This window comes from Streptomyces capparidis, from assembly GCF_054782095.1.
The window spans coordinates 78,628-100,460 of the sequence record NZ_BAAGTD010000008.1; the positions used below are offsets into that span (position 1 = coordinate 78,628).

The window sequence follows — 21,833 nt, forward strand, 5'->3', positions numbered from 1 at the left end:
ATGTCCCGGCTCGGCAATCTCGGCGAGCGGATGTACCGAGGCGAGGTCTCCTACGACTTCGTCGGCAAGAAGAAGCGCTGGTTCGCGCTGTCGCTGCTGATCACGATCGCCGCCGTCATCGGGCTGTTCACGCCCGGCCTGAAGATGGGCATCGAGTTCTCCGGCGGCGCGGTCTTCACGGTCGCCAAGACGGACAAGTCGATCTCGCAGGAGGACGCGCGGGTCGCGGGGGAGAAGGCCAGCGGCCACACCGCGATCGTCCAGAAGCTCGGCAACGGCAAGCTGCGCGTGCAGATGAGCGAGCTGGACACCGCCGAGGCCGACCGCGCGAAGAAGGAGTTCGCCGCCGACCTCGGCGTCCGGCCGCAGGACGTGGACGCCCAGGTCATCGGCCCGAGCTGGGGTGAGGAGATCTCCCGGAAGGCGTGGCAGGGCCTGGGCATCTTCCTGGTCCTAGTGGTGATCTACCTCGCGATCGCCTTCGAGTGGCGGATGGCGATCGCCGCGCTCCTGGCGCTGATCCACGACATCACCATCACCGTCGGCGTCTACGCCCTGGTGGGCTTCGAAGTCACGCCGGGCACGGTGATCGGTCTGCTGACCATCCTCGGCTACTCGCTCTACGACACCGTGGTGGTGTTCGACACCATCAAGGAGAACACCAAGAAGATCACGTCGCAGAGCCGCCTGACCTACTCGGAGGCGGCCAACCACGGTCTGAACCAGACCCTGGTGCGGTCCATCAACACCTCCGTGGTGGCCCTGCTCCCGGTCGCCGCGCTGCTGTTCGTCGGCGGCGGCCTGCTGGGCGCGGGCATGCTCAACGACATCGCGCTGTCGCTGTTCATCGGCCTCGCGGCCGGCGCCTACTCGTCGATCTTCATCGCCACCCCGCTGCTCGCCCTGCTGAAGGAGCAGCAGCCGGAGATGAAGAACCTGGCCAAGCGGGTCGCCGCCCGCCGCGCCTCGGACCGGGCCAAGGGCCGCGACTCCGCGGCCGAGGACGCCGGCGAGGCCGCGGACGCGGACGCGGAGGACGGTGCGGAGGAGGCCGAGCCGTCGGCCGCGGGCGCGGGCGCGGGCGTCGGCCCCCAGCCCCAGCCGGGTCAGCGCAGGCAGCCGGTCAGCCGGGGCAGGGGCCGCGGCCGCCCGTCCGGCAAGCGGCGCTAGGGGGGCCGGGATGACGACGGCAGTCACGATCCCCGAGCAGGACCCGGAGCGGCTGGCCGCGCTGCTGGCCGACCGCATCCGGGACGTACCGGACTACCCGCAGCCGGGCGTGGTGTTCAAGGACATCACCCCGCTGCTCGCGGACGCGGAGGCGTTCACCGCCCTGGTGGACGCCCTCGCGGCGCTCGCCGTCCGCCACCGCGCGGACAAGGTCGCGGGCCTGGAGGCGCGCGGCTTCATCCTCGGCGCCCCCGTCGCGCTGCGGGCCGGGGTCGGCTTCGTGCCCGTCCGCAAGGCGGGCAAGCTGCCGGGCGAGTGCCACGCCCAGTCCTACGCGCTGGAGTACGGCACCGCCGAGATCGAGGTGCGGCGCGACGCCTTCGCGCCGGGGGAGCGCGTCCTGGTCGTGGACGACGTCCTGGCCACCGGCGGCACCGCGGGGGCGTCCGTGGAGCTGATCCGCCGCTCGGGCGCCCGGGTCGCCGGGGTGGCGGTGCTGATGGAGCTGGGCTTCCTCGGCGGGCGCGCCCGCCTGGAGCAGGACCTGGACGGCGCTCCGCTGGACGCGCTGCTCACCGTCTGAGCGCGGCCGGTCACGGACACGGGCACCCGGCGCCTGCCGGGTGCCCGTTGCTCTTTCGTCGCAGACGTCCCGAGGGCACTTGTGCGCATCACGTCGCTACCATGGATGCCCGGACCCTGCCTTCTGCCCTCCCCAGGCAGGAGGGGCCTGTAAGGAGTTCTCTTGTCCGACAAGGCCCAGCCGCTGACCGCAAGCCCGCGCACCGCCGGGGACCAGCACGACGCGGGCGACCGGCGTGAGCCGGCCGGCCGCCGGCCCGCCGCCCCCGAGGCGGCGCCCGCCCCCGCGGCGCCCCCGGCGCCCTCCGGGCCGTCCGCCCCCGCCGCCCCTCCCGGGCGCCCCGCCGAGCCGCCGCGCGTCCGCCCCGCCCCGCAGGGCGCCTCCGCCGCCGCGCTCTCCGGGCTGCGCCAGCCGTCGTCCAACCGCGTGCGCGCCCGCCTCGCCCGCCTCGGCGTCCAGCGCAGCAGCCCGTACAACCCGGTGCTCGAGCCGCTGCTGCGGATAGTGCGCAGCAACGACCCCAAGACCGACCTGCGGCAGATCGAGCGCGCCTACCAGGTCGCCGAGCGCTGGCACCGCGGTCAGAAGCGCAAGAGCGGCGACCCGTACATCACCCACCCCCTCGCCGTCACCACCATCCTCGCCGAGCTCGGCATGGACCCGGCGACGCTGATGGCCGGGCTGCTGCACGACACGGTGGAGGACACCGACTACGGGCTGGAGGCGCTGCGCCGCGACTTCGGCGACCAGGTCGCCCTGCTGGTGGACGGCGTCACCAAGCTCGACAAGGTGAAGTTCGGCGAGGCCGCGCAGGCCGAGACCGTCCGCAAGATGGTCGTCGCCATGGCCAAGGACCCGCGGGTCCTGGTGATCAAGCTGGCCGACCGCCTGCACAACATGCGCACCATGCGCTACCTGAAGCGGGAGAAGCAGGAGAAGAAGGCCCGCGAGACCCTGGAGATCTACGCCCCGCTGGCGCACCGGCTGGGCATGAACACCATCAAGTGGGAGCTGGAGGACCTGGCCTTCGCCATCCTCTACCCCAAGATGTACGACGAGATCGTGCGCCTGGTCGCCGAGCGGGCGCCCAAGCGGGACGAGTACCTCGCCGTCGTCACCGACCAGGTCCAGCAGGACCTGCGCGCCGCCCGCATCAAGGCGACGGTCACCGGGCGCCCCAAGCACTACTACAGCGTCTACCAGAAGATGATCGTCCGGGGCCGCGACTTCGCCGAGATCTACGACCTGGTGGGCATCCGGGTGCTGGTGGACAGCGTGCGCGACTGCTACGCGGCCCTGGGCACCATCCACGCGCGGTGGAACCCGGTCCCCGGCCGGTTCAAGGACTACATCGCGATGCCCAAGTTCAACATGTACCAGTCGTTGCACACGACGGTCATCGGGCCGCAGGGCAAGCCGGTCGAGCTCCAGATCCGCACCTTCGACATGCACCGCCGCGCGGAGTACGGCATCGCGGCGCACTGGAAGTACAAGCAGGACGCGGTCGCGGGCGCCTCCAAGGTGCGCACCGACACCCCGCGCGCGCCCCGCCGCGGCGACAAGGCGGACGCGGTCAACGACATGGCGTGGCTGCGGCAACTGCTGGACTGGCAGAAGGAGACGGAGGACCCGGGCGAGTTCCTGGAGTCGCTGCGGTTCGACCTGTCCCGCAACGAGGTGTTCGTCTTCACCCCCAAGGGTGATGTGATAGCCCTGCCCGCGGGCGCCACCCCCGTGGACTTCGCGTACGCGGTGCACACCGAGGTCGGCCACCGCACCATCGGCGCCCGGGTCAACGGGCGCCTGGTGCCGCTGGAGAGCAAGCTCGACAACGGCGACCTGGTGGAGGTGTTCACCTCCAAGGCCCCGGGCGCCGGGCCCAGCCGGGACTGGCTGAGCTTCGTGAAGTCGCCGCGCGCCCGCAACAAGATCCGCGCCTGGTTCTCCAAGGAGCGCCGCGAGGAGGCGATCGAGCAGGGCAAGGAGGCCATCGCCCGGGCGATGCGCAAGCAGAACCTGCCGATCCAGCGGGTGCTCACCGGGGACTCCCTGGTCACGCTCGCCCACGAGATGCGCTACCCCGACATCTCGGCCCTGTACGCCGCCATCGGCGAGGGCCACGTCGGGGCGCAGACGGTGGTGCAGAAGCTGGTGCAGGCGCTCGGCGGCGAGGAGGGCGCGACCGAGGACATCGCGGAGGTCACCACCCCCTCGCCGCGCAGCCGCAGGCGCCGCCCCGCGGGCGACCCGGGCGTGGTCGTCAAGGGCGCGGACGACGTGTGGGTGAAGCTGTCCCGCTGCTGCACCCCCGTGCCCGGGGACCCGATCATCGGCTTCGTCACCCGCGGCAACGGGGTGTCGGTGCACCGCGCCGACTGCGTCAACGTCGAGTCGCTGTCCCGGGAGCCGGAGCGGATCCTGGACGTGGAGTGGGCACCCACCCAGTCGTCGGTGTTCCTCGTGGCCATCCAGGTCGAGGCGCTCGACCGGTCCCGGCTGCTGTCGGACGTCACGCGGGTGCTGTCCGACCAGCACGTCAACATCCTCTCCGCGGCCGTGCAGACCAGCCGCGACCGGGTCGCCACCTCCCGCTTCACCTTCGAGATGGGCGACCCCAAGCACCTGGGCCACGTCCTGAAGGCGGTGCGCGGAGTGGAGGGCGTCTACGACGTGTACCGCGTGACCTCGGCCCGTCAGTCGCGCTAGCGGGCCGTGGCCACCTTCCCCGACGGGACCTCGGGGCGAAGCCTCTCGGTGGACCGACCGGAGCCGCCCTCCCAATGGGGCCCGGGGGGCGGAGCCCCCGGTGGGGGTCCAGGGGGCGAAGCCCCCTGGCCTCCGGGGGAATCCCCCTCCCGCCCCCGTGAGGCAGCGCAGAAAGCCGGACGGCCCGGAACCGCGAGGTTCCGGGCCGTCCGCGCCGCCGAACGTCCCCGGCGGCGAGCCGTCCCTCAGCCGCCGAACTCCTCCAGCCCCTTCAGCGCCTGCTGGAGCAGCGCCTCACGGCCGGCGAGCTCCGCCTCCAGCTTCTGCGCCTTGGCGTCGTTCCCGGCCGCGCGGGCCGCCTCCACCTGGCCGCGCAGCTTGTCCACCGCGGCCTGGAGCTGACCGGTCAGGCCCGCCGCGCGGGCCCGGGCCTCCGGGTTGGTGCGGCGCCACTCGGCCTCCTCGGCCTCGTGGATCGCCCGCTCCACCGCGTGCAGCCGCGCCTCGATCCGGGGCCGGGCGTCCCTGGGCACGTGCCCGATCTGCTCCCACCGCTCGTTGATCGACCGGAACGCGGCCCTGGCCGCCTTCAGGTCGCCGACCGGCAGCAGCTTCTCGGCCTCGGCGACCAGTTCCTCCTTGCGGGTGAGGTTCTCCCGCTGCTCGGCGTCCCGCTCGGCGAACACCTGGGAGCGGGCCTGGAAGAACACGTCCTGCGCGCCGCGGAAGCGGTTCCACAGCTCGTCCTCGACCTCGCGCTGGGCCCGGCCCGCGGCCTTCCACTCGGTCATCAACTCGCGGTACCTGGCCGCGGTCGCACCCCAGTCCGTGGAGTCGGACAGCGCCTCGGCCTCCTGCACCAGCTTCTCCTTGCGGCGCCGCGCCTCGTCGCGCTGCGCGTCCAGCGAGGCGAAGTGCGCCTTGCGCCGCTTGGAGAACGCCGAGCGGGCGTGGCTGAAGCGGTGCCACAGCTCGTCGTCGGTCTTGCGGTCCAAGCGGGGCAGGCTCTTCCAGGTGTCCACCAGCGAGCGCAGCCGCTCGCCCGCCACCCGCCACTGCTCGCTGACGGCCAGCTCCTCGGCCTCGGCGACCAGGCGCTCCTTGGCCTGCCTGGCCTCCTCCGCGGCCTTGGCCTTCTCGGCCCTGCGCTCCTCCCGGCGGGCCTCCACGACCTCCACCAGCGCGTCCAGACGCCGGGACAGGGCCTCCAGGTCACCCACCGCGTGCGCCTCGTCCACCGTGGCGCGCAGGTGGTCGATGGCGGTCAGCGCGTCCTTGGGGGACAGGTCCGTCGTCTTCACCCGCCGCTCGAGGAGACCGATCTCCACGGCGAGGCCCTCGTACTTGCGCTCGAAGTAGGCGAGGGCCTCCTCGGGGGAGCCCGCCTGCCACGATCCGACGACACGCTCACCGTCGGCCGTGCGCACGTACACGGTCCCCTGCTCGTCGACGCGGCCCCATGGGTCGCTGGTCACAGCGCCTCCTCCTACGTGATGCCCGGTGGTTCCCACACGGGGCATCGTCCACAGTTCCTCCCTCCTCGCCCCCTTCGGGGAGGAGGGGCCCACTCCCTGCACGGAGGAAGGGGCTCGCCCGGCCGGGCCGTGCCTGGGCCGGTCCGCGACCGGCCTCGCTGCCGGCTGGTCAGGTCCGTCCTGGCTGGTCAGGCGTGTCAGGACGGCGGCCGTCGGCGCGGCGCCCTGACATACGCCCAACATAGGCGACCGGCGGCGGCGCTGTCCGCATCCCGCACTGCCGAAGTTTGCTCTCCCGGCGCGCCGGGGCCCGGACGGGCTCGCGCTAGTCCTTCTTCGCCACCGTCAGCCGGTCGACGACCACGGTCGCGTTCGGCGGCCCGTCGGGCGTGCCGGACTGCGTGCCTGCCTTCGCGATCTTCTTCAGCACGTCCATCCCGCCGGTGACCTTGCCGAACGGGGTGTAGTCCGGCGGAAGCTGGCTGTCCTGGAACACCAGGAAGAACTGGGCGCCGCCGGTGTTGCGGCCCTGCTTGGTCTGCGCGTTGTACTGGTTGGCCATCGCCACGGTGCCCGCCGGGTAGGTGTTGTTCTTGATCAGCGGGTCGTTCAGGTTCTCGTCCGGGATGGTGTAGCCGGGGCTGCCCGCGCCCTGCCCCGTCGGGTCGCCGCACTGGAGCACGTAGATGCCCTGGGTGACCAGCCGGTGGCAGGAGGAGTGGTCGAAGTACTTCTCCTCGGCCAGGAACGCGAAGGAGTTCACCGTGCGGGGGGCCTTGGCCGCGTCCATCTCGATCGTGATGTCCCCGCAGGTGGTGTCCAGCGTCATCGTGTAGGTGGCCTTCTTGTCCACCGTGAGCGCGGGCTCCTTGTCGAACTGCTTCTTCGACGGCGACCCCTTCGCCGGCTTCCCGCAGGGGTCGGGCACCTTGCTGGGGCTCGCCGGCGCGGAGGTGGGCGCCGACGGCGTCGCGGCGGCCTGGTTGCCGCCGTCGTCGTCGTCCCCGAGCAGGGCGACGGACGCCCACGCCGCGCCGCTCGCGGCCAGCACCACCGCGAGCACCGAGGCGATCACCACGTTGCGCCTCCTGGCGCGGCCCCGCAGCTCGGCCCGGCGCTGCTGCTGGCGCTCGTACTTGGCGCGCGCGAGCTGGCGCTTCCGCTTGTCCTTGCTGACCACCGATTCGCTCCCCTTCTTGTCGGCCGCTGTTGTCAGGTCTTCTCAGGCGCCGCGGACCTGCTCTACGCGCCGGTATCGGCGCACAGTGTAGGCATGAGGCGCGTGATCTGGTTCGCGATCGGCCCGGCGCCGCCGGTAGGCTCGGACCCTGCCGAAAACGCCCATTGACGATCAGAGGACGAACGTGCTCATTGCCGGGTTCCCCGCCGGGGCCTGGGGGACGAACTGCTACCTCGTCGCCCCCGCCGCGGGTGAGGAGTGCGTGATCATCGACCCGGGCCACCAGGCCGCGGACGGAGTCGAGGAGCTGGTCCGCGAGCACCGGCTGAAGCCCGTCGCCGTCATCCTCACCCACGGCCACATCGACCACGTCGCCTCCGTGGTGCCCGTCTGCGGCGCCCACGACGTCCCCGCCTGGATCCACCCCGAGGACCGCTACATGATGAGCGATCCCGGGAAGGCGCTCGGCCGGTCGATCGGGGCGCAGATCCTCGGCGGGCTGACCGTGGGCGAGCCCAGCGACGTCGAGGAGCTCACCGACGGCGCCACGCTCGCGCTCGCGGGCCTGACGTTCTCCGTCGCGCACGCACCCGGCCATACCAAGGGGTCGGTGACCTTCCGGCTGCCCGAACAGGCCGACGTGCCGTCGGTGTTCTTCTCGGGCGACCTGCTGTTCGCCGGCTCCATCGGACGCACCGACCTTCCCGGCGGGGACCACGCCGAGATCCTGCGGTCCCTGGCCCGCGTGTGCCTGCCGCTGGACGACTCCACCGTGGTCCTCGCCGGGCACGGCCCCCAGACCAGCATCGGCCGCGAGCGCGCCACCAACCCGTTCCTGCGGCAGGTGGCCGCGCAGGCGCCCGAAGGCGCCGCCGGGCAGGCGGCGCCGCGACGAGGATTGTGACGACCAAGAACCCGTGAGCACCTTCTCCGCCCCCAAGGGCACCTACGACCTGATCCCGCCGGACTCCGAGGTGTTCCTCGCCGTGCGCGAGGCCCTGGCCGCTCCGCTGCGCCGCGCCGGATACGGCTATGTGGAGACCCCGACCTTCGAGGACACCGCGCTGTTCGCCCGCGGCGTCGGCGAGTCCACCGACATCGTCACCAAGGAGATGTACACCTTCACCACCCGCGGCGGCGACACCCTGTCGCTGCGGCCCGAGGGCACCGCGTCCGTGCTGCGCGCCGCGCTCCAGCGCAACCTGCACCGCGGGGCGCTGCCGGTGAAGCTGTGGTACTCCGGCTCCTACTACCGCTACGAGCGGCCGCAGGCCGGCCGCTACCGCCACTTCTCCCAGGTCGGCGCCGAGGTGCTGGGCGCCGAGGACCCGGTGCTCGACGCGGAGCTGATCATCCTGGCCGTGGACGCCTACCGCTCCCTGGGCCTGCGCGCCTTCCGGGTCCTGCTCAACACCCTCGGCGACCGCGAGTGCCGCCCGGCCTACCGCGCCGCGCTCCAGGACTTCCTGCGCGGCCTCGACCTGGACGAGGAGACCCGCCGCCGCGTCGAGATCAACCCGCTGCGGGTGCTCGACGACAAGCGCCCCCAGGTCCGCGAACGGCTCGCCGACGCCCCGCTGATGCGCGACCACCTGTGCGAGGCCTGCAAGGGCTACCACGAGCAGGTGCGCTCCCTGCTCACCGCGGCCAGCGTGGCGTTCGAGGACGACCCGCGGCTGGTGCGCGGCCTGGACTACTACACCCGCACCACCTTCGAGTTCGTCCACGACGGCCTCGGCGCCCAGTCCGCGGTCGGCGGCGGCGGCCGCTACGACGGCCTGTCGGAGATGCTCGGCGGCCCGCCCCTGCCGTCCGTCGGCTGGGCCCTCGGCGTGGACCGCACGGTGCTGGCGCTGAAGGCCGAGGGCGTCGAGCCGTCCCTGCCCCCGCGCACTCGGATCTTCGCCGTGCCGCTGGGCGAGGGCGCCAGGCAGGAGCTGTTCGCCGTGGTGACCCGACTGCGCCGCGAGGGGGTCGCCGCCGACTTCGCCTTCGGCGGCAAGGGCCTGAAGAACGCCATGAAGTCCGCCGACCGCTCCGGAGCCCGCTACGCGCTGGTGGCCGGGGAGCGGGACCTCGCCGAGGGCGTCGTCCAGCTCAAGGACCTCACCACCGGCGACCAGACCCCGGTCGCCCTCGACTCCCTCGTCACCACGATCAAGGAGAAGCTTCAGTGATCCGCACCCATGACGCCGGGGCGCTCCGCGCGAGCGACGCCGGCACCACCGTGACGCTCGCCGGGTGGGTCGCCCGGCGCCGGGACCACGGCGGGGTCGCGTTCATCGATCTGCGCGACGGCTCCGGCACGGTCCAGGTGGTGGTGCGGGACCTGGACTCCGTGCACGGGCTGCGCGCCGAGTACTGCGTCAAGGTCACCGGCGAGGTGCGGATCAGGCCCGCGGGCAACGAGAACCCGGACCTGCCCACCGGCGAGGTCGAGGTCGTCGTCGCCGAGCTGTCCGTGCTCTCGGAGGCCGCGCCGCTGCCCTTCCCCGTCGCCGAGTACGAGCCGGGCACGGTCAACGAGGAGGTGCGGCTGAAGTACCGCTACCTCGACCTGCGCCGCGAGGGCCCCGCCCGGGCGCTGCGCACCCGCTCGCGGATCAGCCACGTCATCCGCACGGTCATGGAGGAGAACGGCTTCCTCGACGTCGAGACGCCGTACCTGACCCGCTCCACCCCCGAGGGCGCCCGCGACTTCCTGGTGCCGGTGCGGCTCCAGCCCGGCCACTGGTACGCGCTGCCGCAGTCCCCGCAGTTGTTCAAGCAACTGCTGATGGTCGCCGGGCTCGAGCGGTACTACCAGATCGCCCGCTGCTTCCGGGACGAGGACTTCCGCGCCGACCGGCAGCCGGAGTTCACCCAGCTCGACGTGGAGATGTCCTTCGCCGAGCAGGAGGACGTGCTGCGCGTCGGCGAGGAGGTGATCGCTCGGATCTGGAAGGAGGTGCACGGCCACGAGGTGCCGCGCCCCCTGCCGCGCATCACCTACGCCGACGCGATGGCGCGCTACGGCTCCGACAAGCCGGACGTCCGCTTCGGCCAGGAGCTGACCGACCTCACCGAGTACTTCGCCGGCAGCTCCTTCCGGGTCTTCCAGGCGCCCTACGTCGGTGCCGTGGTGATGCCGGGCGGCGCCGCCCAGACCCGGCGCGAGCTGGACGCCTGGCAGGAGTGGGCCCGCTCCCGCGGCGCCAAGGGCCTGGCGTACGTGCTGCTGGACGCCGAGACCGGCGAGCCGCGCGGCCCCGTCGCCAAGAACCTCTCCGCCGAGCACCTGGCCGGGCTCGCCGAGGCCACCGGCGCGGCCAAGGGCGACGCGGTCTTCTTCGCGGCGGGCAAGCGCACCGCCTCGCAGGAGCTGCTGGGCGCCGCCCGGCTGGAGATCGGCCGCCGCTGCGGGCTGGTGGACGAGTCCCGGTGGGAGTTCCTGTGGGTCGTGGACTTCCCCATGTTCGAGCCGGTCGAGGACGAGCAGGGCAACGAGGTCGGCTGGACCCCGCTGCACCACCCGTTCACCGCTCCCGCGCCGCAGAGCCTGGAGTCGTTCGACAAGGACCCGGGCAGCGCCCTGTCCAACGCCTACGACCTGGTGCTCAACGGCACCGAGCTCGGCGGCGGGTCGATCCGTATCCACGACCGGGAGACGCAGCAGCGGGCCTTCCGCGCCATCGGGCTGTCGGAGGAGGAGGCCCAGTCGCAGTTCGGCTTCCTGCTGGAGGCGTTCAACTACGGGCCGCCGCCGCACGGCGGGATCGCGTTCGGGCTCGACCGGATCGTGGCGCTGGCCACCGGTTCGGAGTCGATCCGGGACGTGATCGCCTTCCCGAAGACCTCCACCGGCGGCGACCCGCTCACGGGCGCCCCCACCCCGATCACCCCGCAGCAGCGGCGCGAGGCCGGGGTGGACGCTAAGCCGAAGGGCGCCGAGTAACGGGGCGGGCTCCACGGGGTGCGCTTCCCGGCTGCCATCTCCCCCGGGACGGTGGCGGCGGGGGAGCGCGGCGGCCGGGGGCGGCTGTGGGACCGCCGCCCCCGGCCGTTTCCCGTCTCCGTGTCTCGCCTCGGCGACGCCGGGACCGCGCGCCGCGCACTCCCGGGTGCGCGGGCGTCCCGCGCCCCCGCGCGCCCGGTCCGCGAGCCGCCGCACCCATCCCGCCGATCCCGTCGGTCCCGCTGCGCCGCCTCCCGCGCCCCGCGCGGTCCGCTCCGCCCCCGCGCGCCCGCGCACCGGCCGTGTCCCCCCGCCCGCCCTCCTCGTTCCCACAACGGGACACCCAGCGGGAAAAGGGGGCCGATCGGCACTCCCCGGCCCCCGGGGGCGTTGGACACTGTGGCCACCCGGCAGACGAACCGGCACTCCGAGAGCGGACCGCCCATGACGACGACCACCGCACACGCGACCCCCCACGCCCCCTCCGCCGCCGACCGGCGCGGCGGGCCCGTCGGAGGCGGGCGGCCCTTCGCCTGGCTGCTCGTGGTCACCGGGGCCGTCGGGCTGCTCGCCGCGTTCGTGCTGGCGGTGGAGAAGATCCGGCTGCTGGAGGACCCGTCGTACGTCCCCAGTTGCAGCATCAACCCGGTGCTCAGTTGCGGCTCGGTGATGCGCACCGACCAGGCGTCGGCGTTCGGCTTCCCCAACATGTACCTGGGCCTGGCCGGCTACGCGGTGATCGCCGCCATCGGGGCCGCCCTGCTGGCCGGGGCGCGCATGCGGCCCTGGTTCTGGGCGTGCGCGCAGCTCGGCGTGCTGTTCGGGGTGGGCTTCATCCACTGGCTGGTCTACGAGTCGCTGTACACCATCGGCGCCCTGTGCCCGTACTGCATGGTGGCCTGGGCGGCGACCATCCCGATGTTCGTCTACGTCACCCTGCACAACCTCAGGCACGGCGTGATCCCGCTGGGCGCGCGCGGGCGGCGGGCGGTGGCCGCGGTACTGGAGTTCCACTGGGTGATCGTCGTCACCTGGTACCTGGTGATCGCCATGCTGGTGCTGACCCGCTTCTGGTCCTACTGGCGGACCCTCCTGTAGCCCCGACGGCCGCCGGGCGGGGGCTGTCACAGGCGTGGCATAGGCTGCACGGCGTGGAACCGGACCTGTTCACCGCCGCGGCCGAGGACCGCGCGGAGAAGGAACCCGGCCGCCTGCCGCTGGCGGTCCGGATGCGCCCCCGCACGCTGGACGAGGTGGTCGGGCAGCAGCGCCTGCTCGGTGCGGGCTCGCCGCTGCGCCGCCTGGTCGCCGAGGCCGGCGGCGGGCCCGCGGGTCCCGCCTCGGTGATCCTGTGGGGCCCGCCGGGCACGGGCAAGACCACCCTGGCCTACGTGGTGAGCCACGCCACCAACCGCCGCTTCGTGGAGCTGTCCGCGATCACCGCGGGGGTCAAGGAGGTGCGCGCGGTCATCGACGCGGCCAAGCGCGCCACGGGCGGCTACGGCCGGGAGACCGTGCTGTTCCTCGACGAGATCCACCGCTTCAGCAAGGCGCAGCAGGACTCCCTGCTGCCCGCGGTGGAGAACCGCTGGGTGACGCTGATCGCGGCCACCACGGAGAACCCCTACTTCTCGGTGATCTCGCCGCTGCTGTCCCGCTCGCTGCTGCTGACGCTCGAGGCCCTCACCGACGACGACATCAGGGGCCTGCTGCACCGCGCCCTCACCTCGCCGCGCGGCCTGGACGGGGCGGTCACCCTCGCGGAGGACGCCGAGGCGCACCTGCTGCGGATAGCCGGAGGGGACGCGCGCCGGGCGCTGACCGCCCTGGAGGCGGGAGCGGGATCGGCGCTGGCCAAGGGCGAGCCGGAGATCACCCTGGCCACGCTCGAGGCCGCGGTGGACCGGGCGGCGGTGAAGTACGACCGCTCGGGCGACCAGCACTACGACGTGGCGAGCGCGCTGATCAAGTCCATCCGGGGCTCGGACGTGGACGCGGCGCTGCACTACCTGGCGCGGATGGTGGAGGCGGGGGAGGACCCGCGGTTCATCGCCCGCCGGCTGATGATCTCGGCGAGCGAGGACGTGGGCCTGGCCGACCCCACCGCGCTCCAGACCGCGGTGGCCGCCGCCCAGGCGGTGCAGATGATCGGCATGCCGGAGGCGCGCATCGCGCTGTCGCAGGCGACGATCGCGCTGGCCCTCGCCCCGAAGTCCAACGCGGCGATCCTGGCGGTGGACGCGGCGATCGCCGACGTCCGCAAGGGCCTGGCCGGGCCGGTGCCGCCGCATCTGCGGGACTCCCACTACCGCGGCGCCGACCGCCTCGGGCACGGCCGCGGCTACGTCTACCCGCACGACGTGCCGGGCGCCGTCGCCCCCCAGCAGTACGCGCCGGACGCGGTGCACGGCCACCGCTACTACGCGCCCACCCGCTACGGCGCGGAGGCCAGGTACGCGGACGTGGTGGAGCGGCTGCGGGAACGGCTCGCCGGCGGCACGGGCGGCACCGCCGGGAGCGGCGAGGGCCGGGCCGCGGGCGAGAGCGAGGGCGAGGGCGGCGGTGGGGAGGCGGGCTGAGCCGCCCGGGTCACCCCCGCTGCCGCCGCTGCTCCTCGCGGGCGGCCTGGAACAGGGCGTGCATGGCGTGGCGCAGCCCGTCGTGCCCGTCGACCGGCTCGGGGAACTCGAACCGGACGTCGAACAGCGCGCCGCGGGCCCCTCGGAACCGCACCCGCAGCCCGAACCGGTCCAGCGCGAGCGGCACCGCGGTCGGCGCGTCCTCGCCCGGCGCGCCCCGCCGGTCGCCGAGCAGCGCGGTCAGGCTCTGCACCTGCGGATCGTGGGCGGCGGCCAGGTGCTGGAGGAGGTCGGCCTCGTGCGCGGCCAGCGGGTCGGGCTCGGCCGCGGCGAACGCCTCGGGGTCCACCCGGTCGGTGCCCCACAGGTCCTCCACGACCACCTCGGCGGCCTCCAGGCGCAGCAGCGTCCAGGCGGGCCGGGGCCCGTCGTGGCCGGACCCGGCGCCGAGCGGCCCCGGCCCGTCGAGCACGTCCAGGCCCAGGGCCCCCTCGGGCAGCCCGAGCACCTCACCGACCGGGTACCGCCCGGACAGCAGCATCGCGCAGGCCGCCCGCTCCTCGGGGCGGACGGGGGTGAGCCAGCCGGTCACCCGGACCCGGCCGCGCACCCGCCGGGGGACGGCCACCGGCGCCACGTCCGTGACCTCCAGCACAGCGGTGAGCTCGTCGTGCCGGGCGTGGGCGGCGGCCCGGACGGCGGGGGAGGCGCCCGCCACCAGCAGCAGGACGTCCCCGTCCGGCAGCACCGCCCTGGCCGCGGGGACGGCCCCCTCCGGGTGGGTGAGCCACCCCCGCGGCACGTCCAGTGCCGCGGACGCGTTACCATCGATCAGGGTTCGTGCGCGTTCGGCCGCCGTGGGCGATCGAACGTCGGCTTCCTTTCGAGGGCGCGGCTGACCCGGCTCCCTGCCGCTCACTGCTTCGGTGGTGTTGCGGCTAGTGGGCATGGGGCTCCCGGGACGGAACATCACGATCTCCTCTAGTAAGGTAAGCCTCACCTAACTTACACCGGAGGTCTTCTCCTCGTGAACCAGTCACGGCCCAAGGTCCGGAAGTCCCGGGCTCTCGGCATCCCGCTGACGCCGAAGGCTGTCAAGTACTTCGAGGCCCGTCCGTACCCGCCGGGTCAGCACGGTCGCGGCCGCAAGCAGAGCAGTGACTACAAGGTCCGTCTGCTCGAGAAGCAGCGTCTGCGGGCCCAGTACGACATCAGCGAAACCCAGCTCTCGCGTGCCTACGACCGCGCCAAGAAGGTCCAGGGCAAGACCGGCGAGGCCCTGATCGTGGAGCTCGAGCGCCGTCTCGACGCCCTCGTTCTGCGCTCCGGCCTGGCCCGCACCATCTACCAGTCCCGCCAGATGGTCGTCCACGGCCACATCGAGGTCAACGGCCGCAAGGTGGACCGCCCCTCCTTCCAGGTCCGCCCCGGCGACGTGGTGATGGTTCGCGAGCGCAGCCGCGAGAAGCACCCGTTCCAGGTGGCCCGCGAGGGCGGCTACGCCGGCGAGGGCGAGACCCCGAGGTACCTCGAGGTCAACCTCAAGGCGCTGGCCTTCCGCCTGGACCGCGAGCCGAACCGCCGCGAGGTCCCGGTGATCTGCGACGAGCAGCTCGTCGTGGAGTACTACGCCCGCGGCTGACGTCACCCCGCCCGTCACCGGGCGGCAGCGTCCCACGCGACGACGGCCCGCCGTCGCCCCGATTCAGTCGACCGCACCGGTCGGCGGGGTGACGGCGGGCCGTTGCGCGTCCCGGCCGCCCGCGGGCAGCTCGGCGACGGGCCGGGGCGCCCGCGGCGCCCTGGCCGCCAGCTCGTCCAGCCCCAGCCGCCCGCCCAGCCGGAACGCCTCCTCGAACCGCGCGTCCCCGAGCCGCTGCCTGGCCCGCCGCTCGCAGCGGGCCCGCGGCGCGTCGAAGTACCGCGAACCGCACGCCGGGAGCCCGGCGGCGGCCCTGACCCGGCCCGCCGCGCCCAGCAGCAGCGCCGCCTCCGCCGGCCGCCCCTCGAACAGCGTCAGCAGCGCGAGCAGCTCCACCGTCAGCGCCACCCCCACCAGGTCGCGGAAGGCGTGGTGGACGGCCAGCGCCTCCTCCAGCAGCACCCGCGCCCGCTCCGGCGCGCCCCGCAGCCACGCCGCCCGGCCCAGCCCGTACAGCGCGTGGGCGCGCGCCCACCGCTCGCCGTGGTCCCGGCAGACCTCGCGCACCTCGTCGCCGAGCGCGACCGCCTCGTCGAGCCGCCCCTGGAAGCCCACCGCCAGCGCCAGCTCGTTCTGCGCCATGACCTGCGCGCCCACCGGCTCCCCGAGCTCGTGGTACGCCCGCAGCGCCTCGCGCAGCAGCTCCTCGGCGCGCGGCAGGTCGTCGGTGGCCAGCGCCAGCGAGCCCAGGCGGTGCCGGGCGCCGGCCGCGGCCGCCGGGTCGCGCCGGGCCAGCGCCCGCTCCTCGCACTCGCGCAGCAGCCGCCGCGCCCGCCGGGTGCTGCCCTGGAGCAGCGCCAGGTGCCCGGCCGCGAGCAGCGCCTTGGCGTGCGCCTCCCCGCTGCTCGCCGGCAGCTCCAGCGCGCGGTCCAGCCACTGCCGCCCCTCGGTGAGCCGCCCGCAGCCCGCCCAGTGGAACCACAGCGCGCCCGCCATGTACTGCCCGAACCTGGCCTCGCCGGGCGTGGCCAGGCTGAACTCCAGCGCCAGGCGGATGTTGGCCGACTCGCGCTCCACCCGGGCCGCCACCTCGCCCTGCCGCCGACTGAACCAGTCCGCCTCCCCCCAGGTGACCAGGCCCAGGTACCAGTCGCGGTGCCGCCGCCGCAGCCGCTCGCCCTCACCGAGCCGGGCCAGCCAGCCCGCCCCGTACTCGCGCACCGTCTCCAGCAGCCGGTACCGCACCCCCGCGGGCCCGTCCTCGCGCGCCGCCACCGACTTGGCCACCAGGTCCGCGAGCAGGCCGAGCACCTCCTGCCCGGGCAACTGGCGGTCGGCGCACACGTACTCGGCGGCCTCCAGGTCGAAGTCCCCGGCGAACACCGACAGCCTGCTCCACAGCAGCCGCTCCTGCGGGGTGCACAGCTCGTGGCTCCAGCCGATCGCGGTGCGCAGCGCCCGGTGGCGCGGCGGCGCGGTGCGGCTGCCGTCGGTGAGCAGCCCGAACCGGTCGTGGAGCCGGGCCAGCAACTGCTCCAGGGACAGCGCGCGCAGCCGCCCGGCGGCCAGCTCCACCGCCAGCGGGATGCCGTCCAGGCGGCGGCACAGCTCGACGACGGCGGCCCGGTTGCCGTCGTGCACGCGAAAGCCGGGGACGACCGCGCCCGCCCGCTCCTCGAACAGCGCCACGGCGTCGTCGCCGAGCGGCGCCAGCGGCAGGCCGTGCTCGCCGCACACGCCGAGCGGCTGGCGGCTGGTGGCCAGCACCCGCAGGCCGGGCGCCCGCCGCAGCAGCTCGCCGACGAGGTCGGCGCACTCCTGCACCAGGTGCTCGCAGGCGTCGAGGACCAGCAGCAGCTCGCGCCCGGCCAGGTGCTCGCCCAGCGCCTCGCGCGGCCGCCCCGAGCCTGGGGCGAGCCCGAGCGCCGCGGCCACCGCGGGCCCGACCTGCTCCGGGCCGCCGAGGGCGGACAGCTCCACCAGCCAGGCGCCGCCGGGGAACCGGTGGCGCGCCGCGGCGGCGGCCCGCAGCGCGAGACGGCTCTTGCCGACGCCGCCGGGGCCGGTGACGGTCACCGTCCTGGCCCGCTCCAGCAGTCGCCCGACCTCGGCGAGCTCGCGCTGCCTGCCGACGAAGCCGTCCATCTCCGCGGGCAGGTTCCCGAGCACCGCGGCGGCGGGGGTGGCGTGAGGGGTGGCTCGTCTTCGACACATGTTCTCACGGAGCGTACTTGCCTGAGTGCGCAGCGTACAAACCCCGCGCATCGGACCGGCCGGCCCCGAAAGGGGCACCGGGTGCCGCCCCGCCCGCCCCTCGGCCCCCACCGGCCCCGTCCGGTCGCCGGGTGGGGCACCGCACAGGGTTTCGCCCCGCGCCGGGTAACCGGTACGGATCCACCGGCGGGGCGCGATAAGGTCGATACCTGCCGGCCACGCGGAGTGGCGAGCACGACCGGCAGGACCACCGGGGCGGATCTGCGGCAGCGGCCGCCCGCCGCCGTCCCGGCCGCCGGGCGGGGTTCCGCCGCGAGACGGAGCACGCGCGGACGACAGCACGCGCAGACGGAGCACGCGCAGACGACAGCACAGGGAGCGAGCAAGGTGTCCGCAGGAGAGGTGGCAGGTCTCGTCGTCGCCGGACTGTGGGCGGTCCTGGTGGCCTTCCTCGCCGTGGCCCTGCTCCGGGCCGCCCGGCTGCTGCGGCAGACCGCCCGGCTCGTGGCGGGCGTCGCGGACCAGACCGCGCCCCTGCTCGGCGGTGCCGCCGAGACGATCCGGCGCACCGAGGAGCAGTTGGGGCGGGTGGACGAGATCACCGCCGACGTCCAGCGCGTCACCGCGAACGCCTCCGCCCTGTCCACCACGGTCAACGCCGCGCTCGGCGGGCCGCTGGTGAAGGTCGCCGCGTTCGGGCACGGGGTGCGGCGGGCGAGCGCCGCGGCTCGCGGCCGGCAGGACACCACCAATGTGCGGGGCGAGCTCGGCAGCGGCCGTGGGCCCCGCGGACCGAAGGGCTAGAGGGAGACACGTGTTCCGCCGCCTGTTCTGGCTCGTCGCCGGAGTCGCCGTCGGCGCCTGGGGGACCACCAAGGTCAACCGGGCGGCCCGGAGGATGACGCCCGGCGGCCTCGCCGAGACCGCCGCCGTCCGGGCGTCCGTCGCGGGCGGCCGGCTTCGCCTGTTCGCGCGGGAGGTCCGCGTCGGCATGGCCGAGCGCGAGCGGGAGCTCAACCAGGTCCTCGGCCGGGACGGCCGGGGTGTGTACCAGATCCGCCCGGGGGCACCGGAGCGGGCGGCCCTGCCGGGGCCGTCCTCCGGCGCCGCGCCGGGCGACCCCAGTCACTTCAGTCACCACCGGAACCGGAAAGAGGGCCACTGATGGAGTCGGCAGAGATTCGCCGCCGCTGGCTGCGCTTCTTCGAGGAGCGCGGGCACACCGTCGTGCCGTCGGCCTCGCTCATCGCCGACGACCCGACGCTCCTGCTGGTCCCGGCCGGCATGGTGCCGTTCAAGCCGTACTTCCTCGGCGAGGCGACCCCGCCGTACAAGCGCGCCGTCAGCGTGCAGAAGTGCGTGCGCACCCCCGACATCGAAGAGGTCGGCAAGACCACGCGGCACGGCACGTTCTTCCAGATGTGCGGCAACTTCTCCTTCGGCGACTACTTCAAGGAGGAGGCCATCCGCTTCGCCTGGGAGCTGATGACCTCCTCCCAGGACGACGGCGGCTACGGGCTCGACCCGGAGCGGCTGTGGATCACCGTCTACCAGGAGGACGACGAGGCCGAGCGGATCTGGCGCGACGTCGTCGGCGTGCCCGCCGAGCGCATCCAGCGCCTGGGCATGGGCCCCAACTTCTGGTCCATGGGCGTGCCGGGCCCCTGCGGCCCCTGCTCGGAGATCAACTACGACCGCGGCCCCGAGTTCGGCCCCGAGGGCGGCCCCGCCGTCAACGACGAGCGCTACGTCGAGCTGTGGAACCTGGTGTTCATGCAGTACGAGCGCGGTCCCGGCGAGGGCAAGGAGGACTACCCGATCCTCGGCGAGCTGCCCGCCAAGAACATCGACACCGGTCTCGGCCTGGAACGCCTGGCGATGATCCTCCAGGGCGTCCACAACATGTACGAGATCGACACCACCCGGATGGTCATCGACCGGGCCGCCGAGCTCACCGGGCACGCCTACGGCGACGCGGAGGGCTCGGACGTCTCGCTGCGGGTCGTCGCCGACCACATCCGCACCTCGGTGATGCTCATCGGCGACGGCGTCACCCCGGGCAACGAGGGCCGCGGCTACGTGCTGCGCCGCATCATGCGCCGGGCCATCCGCAACATGCGGCTGCTGGGCGCCACCGGGCCGACCGTGCGCGAGCTGGTGGACGTCACCGTCAAGGCGATGGGCCCGCAGTACCCGGAGCTGGTGGAGGAGCACAAGCGGATCGAGCAGGTCGCGCTCGCCGAGGAGGGCTCGTTCCTCCAGACGCTGAAGACCGGCACGGCGATCCTGGACGGCGCGGTCACCGAGACCAAGCGCGCCGGCGGCACCGTGCTGCCGGGCGACAAGGCCTTCCTGCTCCACGACACCTGGGGCTTCCCGATCGACCTCACCCTGGAGATGGCGGCCGAGCAGGGCCTGTCCGTCGACGAGGACGGCTTCCGCCGCCTGATGAAGGAACAGCGGGAGCGCGCCAAGGCGGACGCCCGCGCCAAGAAGATGGGCCACGCGGACCTGACCGCCTACCGGGAGGTCGCCGACCGCTCCGGCTCGACCGTCTTCACCGGCTACAGCGACACCGCGGGCGAGGCCACCGTGGTCGGCCTGCTGGTGGACGGCGTGCCCGCGCCGGCCGCGCACGAGGGCGACGAGGTGGAGGTCGTGCTCGACCGCACCCCCTTCTACGCCGAGGGCGGCGGCCAGCAGGCCGACACCGGCCGGATCAAGCTGGAGTCCGGCGCGGTCGTGGAGGTCCGCGACGTGCAGCAGCCGGTGCCCGGCGTCAGCGTGCACAAGGGTGTGGTGCAGGTCGGCGAGGTCACCGTCGGCGCGTCGGCGTGGGCGCAGATCGACTCCGGCCGCCGCCGGGCGATCGCGCGCGCACACAGCGCCACCCACCTCACCCACCAGGCGCTGCGCGACGCGCTCGGCCCGACGGCGGCGCAGGCGGGCTCGGAGAACTCCCCGGGCCGGTTCCGCTTCGACTTCGGCTCGCCGAGCGCGGTGCCCGGCACCGTGCTCACCGACGTCGAGCAGAAGATCAACGAGGTGCTGGCGCGCGAGCTCGACGTCACCGCCGAGGTGATGAGCATGAGCGAGGCCAAGGCGCAGGGCGCGATCGCGGAGTTCGGCGAGAAGTACGGCGACCGGGTGCGCGTGGTCACCATCGGCGACTACTCCAAGGAGCTGTGCGGCGGCACCCACGTGCACAACACCGCGCAGCTCGGCCTGGTCAAGCTGCTGGGGGAGTCCTCCATCGGCTCGGGCGTGCGCCGCGTCGAGGCGCTGGTCGGCGTGGACGCCTACCAGTACCTCGCCCGTGAGCACACCGTCGTCTCGCAGTTGACGGACCTGCTCAAGGGCCGACCCGAGGAGCTGCCGGAGCGGATCTCCGGCCTGCTGGGCAGGCTGAAGGACGCCGAGAAGGAGATCGAGAAGTTCCGCGCGGAGAAGGTCCTCCAGGCGGCGGCCGGGCTGGCCGAGCAGGCCGAGGACGTGGCCGGGGTGGCGCTGGTGGCGGCCCGGCTCGCCGACGGCACCGCGGCCGACGACCTGCGCAGGCTGGTGCTGGACGTGCGCGGCCGGATCACCGGCGGCCGTCCCGCGGTGGTGGCCGCGTTCGCGGTGTCCAACGGCCGCCCGCTGACGGTGATCGCCACCAACGAGGGCGCAAGGGAGCGCGGCGTCAAGGCCGGTGAGCTGGTGCGCACCGCCGCCAAGACCCTCGGCGGCGGAGGCGGCGGCAAGGACGACGTCGCGCAGGGCGGCGGCAGCGACCCGTCGGCCGTGGACGCGGCCGTGGAGGCCGTGCGGCGCCTGGTCGCGGAGCGCGCCGGGCGATGAGCGAGTCCTTCCGGCGCGGCCGGCGCATCGGGGTGGACGTGGGCGACGCGCGGATCGGGGTGGCCTCGTGCGACCCCGACGGGCTGCTGGCCACCCCGGTGGAGACCGTGCCGGCGGGCCGCAGGGCGATGGCGCGGCTGGCCGCGATCGTCGCCGAGTACGAGGCCGTGGAGGTCGTGGTCGGGCTGCCGCGCTCGCTCAGCGGGCGCGAGGGCCCGGCCGCGGCCAAGGTCCGCGAGTTCGCGCACACGCTGGCGGCGCGGGTGGAGCCGGTGCCGGTGCGCCTGGTGGACGAGCGGATGAGCACGGTCACGGCCACCCACGGCCTGCGCGCCTCCGGCGTGCGGTCCAGGAAGGGCCGCTCGGTGGTGGACCAGGCGGCGGCCGTCGTCATCCTCCAGAGCGCGCTGGAGGCCGAACGAGGGTCGGGGCGGCCCCCGGGCGAGTGCGTCGAAGTGGTTGTCTGATCGCGGTACGGTAACGTTCGCGCGGGGGGTGAGTACCCGCAAG

Annotated in this window: 17 protein-coding genes; 13 read left to right on the forward strand and 4 right to left on the reverse strand. The window is 74.0% G+C overall.

Features of this window, described 5'->3' with window-relative positions; translation table 11 throughout:
• From secF to ACYVO2_RS09290, 3 genes are all read left to right on the forward strand, one after another.
• A complete protein-coding gene (secF, locus tag ACYVO2_RS09280; RefSeq protein ID WP_461007155.1) occupies nt 1–1,170 on the forward strand; it encodes a protein translocase subunit SecF in 1,170 nt (389 codons plus the stop codon).
• Between the two features lie 10 nt (nt 1,171–1,180).
• Nucleotides 1,181–1,753, forward strand: coding sequence for an adenine phosphoribosyltransferase (locus ACYVO2_RS09285; RefSeq protein WP_461007156.1), 573 nt, complete (start codon nt 1,181–1,183; stop codon nt 1,751–1,753).
• A 162-nt stretch (nt 1,754–1,915) separates the two neighbouring features.
• The gene (locus ACYVO2_RS09290) at nt 1,916–4,459 is read left to right on the forward strand and encodes a RelA/SpoT family protein (protein WP_461007157.1); all 2,544 of its coding nucleotides are present in this window, start codon (nt 1,916–1,918) and stop codon (nt 4,457–4,459) included.
• A gap of 245 nt (nt 4,460–4,704) precedes the next feature.
• On the opposite strand, the gene ACYVO2_RS09295 is transcribed toward ACYVO2_RS09290, so the two are convergent.
• Together ACYVO2_RS09295 and ACYVO2_RS09300 are read right to left on the reverse strand one after the other, a co-directional pair.
• Nucleotides 4,705–5,934, reverse strand: coding sequence for a DUF349 domain-containing protein (locus tag ACYVO2_RS09295; protein WP_461007158.1), 1,230 nt, complete (start codon nt 5,932–5,934; stop codon nt 4,705–4,707).
• Between the two features lie 325 nt (nt 5,935–6,259).
• Complete coding sequence (locus ACYVO2_RS09300) at nt 6,260–7,114, reverse strand: peptidylprolyl isomerase (protein ID WP_461007159.1); 855 nt, start codon at nt 7,112–7,114, stop codon at nt 6,260–6,262.
• Between the two features lie 184 nt (nt 7,115–7,298).
• On the opposite strand from ACYVO2_RS09300, the gene ACYVO2_RS09305 reads away from it, so the two are divergent.
• The 5 genes from ACYVO2_RS09305 to ACYVO2_RS09325 all read left to right on the forward strand — a co-directional run bounded on the left by ACYVO2_RS09305 (nt 7,299) and on the right by ACYVO2_RS09325 (nt 13,627).
• Entirely contained in the window at nt 7,299–8,018 is a 720-nt protein-coding gene (locus tag ACYVO2_RS09305) for an MBL fold metallo-hydrolase (protein WP_461007160.1), read from the forward strand.
• Between the two features lie 13 nt (nt 8,019–8,031).
• The gene (gene hisS, locus ACYVO2_RS09310; protein ID WP_461007161.1) at nt 8,032–9,291 is read left to right on the forward strand and encodes a histidine--tRNA ligase; all 1,260 of its coding nucleotides are present in this window, start codon (nt 8,032–8,034) and stop codon (nt 9,289–9,291) included.
• Nucleotides 9,288–11,048 carry an aspartate--tRNA ligase gene (gene aspS, locus ACYVO2_RS09315; protein ID WP_461007162.1) on the forward strand — a complete coding sequence of 587 codons (1,761 nt, stop codon included), beginning with the start codon at nt 9,288–9,290 and terminating at the stop codon, nt 11,046–11,048. Before hisS ends, aspS begins: the two co-directional genes overlap by 4 nt.
• Before the next feature lie 444 nt (nt 11,049–11,492).
• On the forward strand, nt 11,493–12,146 hold the full coding sequence (locus tag ACYVO2_RS09320; protein ID WP_461007163.1) for a vitamin K epoxide reductase family protein: 654 nt from the start codon (nt 11,493–11,495) through the stop codon (nt 12,144–12,146).
• A gap of 53 nt (nt 12,147–12,199) precedes the next feature.
• The gene (locus ACYVO2_RS09325; RefSeq protein WP_461007164.1) at nt 12,200–13,627 is read left to right on the forward strand and encodes a replication-associated recombination protein A; all 1,428 of its coding nucleotides are present in this window, start codon (nt 12,200–12,202) and stop codon (nt 13,625–13,627) included.
• Between the two features lie 10 nt (nt 13,628–13,637).
• Here ACYVO2_RS09325 and ACYVO2_RS09330 read toward each other — a convergent pair whose 3' ends face one another.
• Nucleotides 13,638–14,576, reverse strand: a complete 939-nt coding sequence (locus ACYVO2_RS09330; protein ID WP_461007165.1) for a DUF2470 domain-containing protein — start codon at nt 14,574–14,576, stop codon at nt 13,638–13,640.
• 78 nt (nt 14,577–14,654) lie between these two features.
• Between ACYVO2_RS09330 and rpsD the strand changes: the two genes are divergently transcribed.
• Complete coding sequence (gene rpsD, locus ACYVO2_RS09335; RefSeq protein WP_461007166.1) at nt 14,655–15,269, forward strand: 30S ribosomal protein S4; 615 nt, start codon at nt 14,655–14,657, stop codon at nt 15,267–15,269.
• Between the two features lie 63 nt (nt 15,270–15,332).
• Here rpsD and ACYVO2_RS09340 read toward each other — a convergent pair whose 3' ends face one another.
• Entirely contained in the window at nt 15,333–17,483 is a 2,151-nt protein-coding gene (locus tag ACYVO2_RS09340) for an ATP-binding protein (RefSeq protein ID WP_461007167.1), read from the reverse strand.
• A 387-nt stretch (nt 17,484–17,870) separates the two neighbouring features.
• On the opposite strand from ACYVO2_RS09340, the gene ACYVO2_RS09345 reads away from it, so the two are divergent.
• Genes ACYVO2_RS09345 through ruvX form a run of 4 tightly spaced genes read left to right on the forward strand, consistent with a single transcriptional unit; the run spans nt 17,871 to nt 21,790 of the window.
• Entirely contained in the window at nt 17,871–18,287 is a 417-nt protein-coding gene (locus ACYVO2_RS09345; protein ID WP_461007168.1) for a DUF948 domain-containing protein, read from the forward strand.
• 10 nt (nt 18,288–18,297) lie between these two features.
• Complete coding sequence (locus ACYVO2_RS09350) at nt 18,298–18,648, forward strand: DUF6167 family protein (RefSeq protein ID WP_461007169.1); 351 nt, start codon at nt 18,298–18,300, stop codon at nt 18,646–18,648.
• Nucleotides 18,648–21,323, forward strand: a complete 2,676-nt coding sequence (gene alaS, locus ACYVO2_RS09355; RefSeq protein ID WP_461007170.1) for an alanine--tRNA ligase — start codon at nt 18,648–18,650, stop codon at nt 21,321–21,323. The genes ACYVO2_RS09350 and alaS overlap by 1 nt, the downstream gene beginning before the upstream one ends.
• The gene (ruvX, locus tag ACYVO2_RS09360; RefSeq protein WP_461007171.1) at nt 21,320–21,790 is read left to right on the forward strand and encodes a Holliday junction resolvase RuvX; all 471 of its coding nucleotides are present in this window, start codon (nt 21,320–21,322) and stop codon (nt 21,788–21,790) included. Before alaS ends, ruvX begins: the two co-directional genes overlap by 4 nt.
• The last annotated feature ends 43 nt before the right edge of the window (nt 21,791–21,833 follow it).

What these genes read in the sequence shown, in the direction of transcription:
- alaS (WP_461007170.1), top strand. Translation starts at nt 18,648, where the DNA reads ATGGAGTCGGCAGAGATTCGCCGCCGCTGGCTGCGCTTCTTCGAGGAG.
- ACYVO2_RS09320 (WP_461007163.1), top strand. Translation starts at nt 11,493, where the DNA reads ATGACGACGACCACCGCACACGCGACCCCCCACGCCCCCTCCGCCGCC.
- ACYVO2_RS09340 (WP_461007167.1), bottom strand. Translation starts at nt 17,483, where the DNA reads ATGTGTCGAAGACGAGCCACCCCTCACGCCACCCCCGCCGCCGCGGTG.
- ACYVO2_RS09285 (WP_461007156.1), top strand. Translation starts at nt 1,181, where the DNA reads ATGACGACGGCAGTCACGATCCCCGAGCAGGACCCGGAGCGGCTGGCC.
- ACYVO2_RS09330 (WP_461007165.1), bottom strand. Translation starts at nt 14,576, where the DNA reads ATGCCCACTAGCCGCAACACCACCGAAGCAGTGAGCGGCAGGGAGCCG.
- secF (WP_461007155.1), top strand. Translation starts at nt 1, where the DNA reads ATGTCCCGGCTCGGCAATCTCGGCGAGCGGATGTACCGAGGCGAGGTC.
- ruvX (WP_461007171.1), top strand. Translation starts at nt 21,320, where the DNA reads ATGAGCGAGTCCTTCCGGCGCGGCCGGCGCATCGGGGTGGACGTGGGC.